The sequence below is a fragment of the Rothia santali genome, from assembly GCF_024199905.1.
Lineage (GTDB): Bacteria > Actinomycetota > Actinomycetes > Actinomycetales > Micrococcaceae > Rothia > Rothia santali.
Genome location: NZ_JANAFB010000079.1, coordinates 1 through 2587, shown reverse-complemented (window position 1 = coordinate 2587; position 2587 = coordinate 1). Strand labels below are relative to the sequence as shown.

3 protein-coding genes and 1 pseudogene are annotated in these 2587 nt (G+C 72.9%); 3 read left to right on the top strand and 1 reads right to left on the bottom strand.

Annotated features, from left to right (window positions below):
* Positions 1 to 131 (bottom strand): annotated as a pseudogene (locus tag NBM05_RS15195) (thiamine pyrophosphate-dependent enzyme); the annotation flags it as partial.
* A 55-nt stretch (positions 132 to 186) separates the two neighbouring features.
* Between NBM05_RS15195 and NBM05_RS15190 the strand changes: the two are divergent.
* From NBM05_RS15190 to NBM05_RS15180, 3 genes are all read left to right on the top strand, one after another.
* Positions 187 to 654: a hypothetical protein gene (locus tag NBM05_RS15190; protein ID WP_254169169.1), complete on the top strand. Its 468-nt coding sequence runs from the start codon at positions 187 to 189 to the stop codon at positions 652 to 654.
* 51 nt (positions 655 to 705) lie between these two features.
* Positions 706 to 2115 carry an MFS transporter gene (locus tag NBM05_RS15185; protein WP_254169167.1) on the top strand — a complete coding sequence of 470 codons (1410 nt, stop codon included), beginning with the start codon at positions 706 to 708 and terminating at the stop codon, positions 2113 to 2115.
* A gap of 49 nt (positions 2116 to 2164) precedes the next feature.
* Positions 2165 to 2587 (top strand): glycosyltransferase family 2 protein (locus tag NBM05_RS15180; RefSeq protein ID WP_309248186.1); only part of this gene is annotated, 423 nt, incomplete at its 3' end.

Below are 2587 nucleotides of genomic sequence, written 5' to 3'. Positions count from 1 at the left end.
ATCGACAGCCCGCCGTCGCCCGAGATCGAGACGACCTGGCGCCCGGGGTAGGCCATCTGCGCGCCGATGCTCTGCGGCATCGCGTTGGCCATCGAGCCGTGGAGGTAGGAGCCGATGAGCCGGCGGGGGGCCCGCGGCCGGGTGGGGCGGGCCGCCCGCGGGCGCTGGTGGTCCCGCGGCTTCGGCATGCGCGACGCCCTGTGGCTGCCCCGCCGCGCCCTGGCCGACCTCACCGAGCCACAGTTCTACGGCAACGAGTGGTCCTCCCTCGGGCTCGTCGCGGGGGTCCTGCTCGCGTGGTGGTGGACCCTGCCCGAGGCCACCGCGGCCGCGACCCTCGTCCCGGACGTCCTGGCCGCCCAGCTCCTGACGGCCTGCCTGGCCGCCTGGCTCTACGCCGGCCAGTGGTCGGAGGAGGGCTGGTACCCGACCTTCGTCCCGCTGGTCTCCCTGGTCCCGGCGGCGGTGCTCGACGCCGGCGGCGGCTGGCCCGCGATGCTGGCGGCCGCGCTCCTGGGCGCAGCCGCCGGCCCGGGGCTCGCGCGCTTGGTCGCCCGCCGCCTGCCCGCCGACTTCCACCCGTTCATCGGCAGCGTCGCCGCGATGTGCCTGCTGACGGCCGCGGGCGTGCCGGTGCTGTGGGCCGTGCTGTAACGCGACGTCGAGACGATCCGCCGGGGCCGTGCCCCGTGGTACGTTGCGCCCATGACTCACGACAACTCGCGCAACGAGGCACGGGTGGTCGAGGAGCGGCGTCGCGGAAGATGGCTGGCCATCCCCTCGCCGAGGCCCCTGCTCGAGCCCGACGCCGTCCGGCACCGCTACCCCCGGCTGCGGACCCAGGTGTTCCTGGGCATCTTCATCGGGTACGCGGCCTACTACCTCATCCGCAACAACGTGCCGCTGGTCGCGGCGATCCTGGAGACCGAGTACGGCTTCAGCGCCTTCGGCCTCGGCGTCATCACCAACGCGGCGCTGCTGTCCTACGGGTTCAGCAAGTTCCTCACCGCGATCGTCTCCGACCGCTCGAACGCCCGCTGGTTCCTGCCGATCGGCCTGGTCCTGTCCGCGATCGCCAACATCGTGCTCGCGTTCTCCTCGCTGTTGGGGGTCACGGTCGCGCTGTTCGCGGTGATCATGATCTTCAACGGGCTCTTCCAGGGCATGGGGTGGCCGGCGTCGGGCCGCGTCGTCGTGCACTGGTTCTCCACTAACGAGCGCGGCTCCAAGATGGCGATCTGGAACCTCGCCCACAACGTCGGCGGGGCGCTCGCGGGGATCCTGGCGGCGGCGTCGATCTCGGTCTTCGGCCAGTGGCAGGCGGCCTTCTGGGTTCCCGCGATGGTCTGCGTGGTGCTCGCGGTGGTGGCCTACCTGCTGATCCGGGACAACCCGCCCTCGCAGGGCCTGCCGCCCATCGCGGAGTACCGGAACAACCCGGACAAGGTCGAGAGCACGGAGGAGGAGTCCGAGGAGTCCGCCTGGGTCAGGGTCCGCAAGCACGTGCTGACCAACCGGACGATGATCAACCTGGCGCTGGCCAACGTGTTCGTCTACACCCTGCGCTACGGGGTGCTGGTCTGGGCGCCGATCTACCTCGTACAGGTGCGCGGGGCGGGGCTCGGGGAGGGGATCGCGGGGTTCTCGGTCTTCGAGCTCGCCGGCATCCCCGGCACGCTGCTGTGCGGCTGGGTCTCGGACAGGATGTTCAAGGGGCGCCGCTCGCCCGCGGGCGTGGTGTTCCTCGTCGGCGTCGCGCTGGCGATCCTGCTGTACTGGCTGCCGGCCGAGGACGAGCCGCTGTGGCTCGCCTACACCGCGCTGGTGCTGATCGGCGGGCTCATCTACGGGCCCGTGATGCTGATCGGGCTGCAGGCGCTGGACCTCTCGCCGCAGCACGTCGCGGGGACCGCGGCGGGGTTCACGGGGCTGTTCGGCTACGCCCTCGGGGCCACGCTGGCCTCCTCCGGCGTCGGGTTCATCGTCCAGCGCTTCGGGTGGGACCAGGCCTTCGTCTTCATCCTGGCCTGCGTGGGCCTGGGCATCCTGTTCCTGCTGCTGGTCAACGTGGACGAGAAGAGGATGGTGCGGCGGGCGGCCGAGCGGGACGCGTAGGCCGGCCGGGCATAACCCGGACCGCCAGGCGGCGGGCCCGGCCCGGGAGCTGACCGAGCCGGCCTGGCTGGCGGACGAGTACCGCCGCTCGGGGAACCTGCTCCGCGCCGACGACCGCTCCTACCGGTTCGTCATCTCGGCGGTGCTGACGTGCACGCGCTGGTTCTTCGAGGCCGTCGGCGGCTTCGACGAGACCTTCCAGCAGTACGGCGGCGAGGACTGGGAGTGGGCCCACCGCGCGTGGGCGCAGGGCGCGCTGCTGGCCCACGAGCCGCTGGCCGTCGCCTGGCACGACGGCCCCGACTGGGCCGACCGCTCCCCCGCCGACGCCCGCCGGGCCAAGAACGCCGAGACCCTGGCCCTGGCCGACCGGATCCCCGTCGCCGGGTCCCGGGGGCGCGCCCTGACGCCCACCCGCCCGGAGCACGTGGTGAGGCTCCAGGGGCCGCTGAGCCCGGCGGCCGCCTTCGTG

Bases quoted from the DNA above. Each gene is read 5' to 3' on its own strand.
- NBM05_RS15185 (WP_254169167.1), top strand. From the start codon at position 706: ATGACTCACGACAACTCGCGCAACGAGGCACGGGTGGTCGAGGAGCGG.
- NBM05_RS15190 (WP_254169169.1), top strand. From the start codon at position 187: ATGCGCGACGCCCTGTGGCTGCCCCGCCGCGCCCTGGCCGACCTCACC.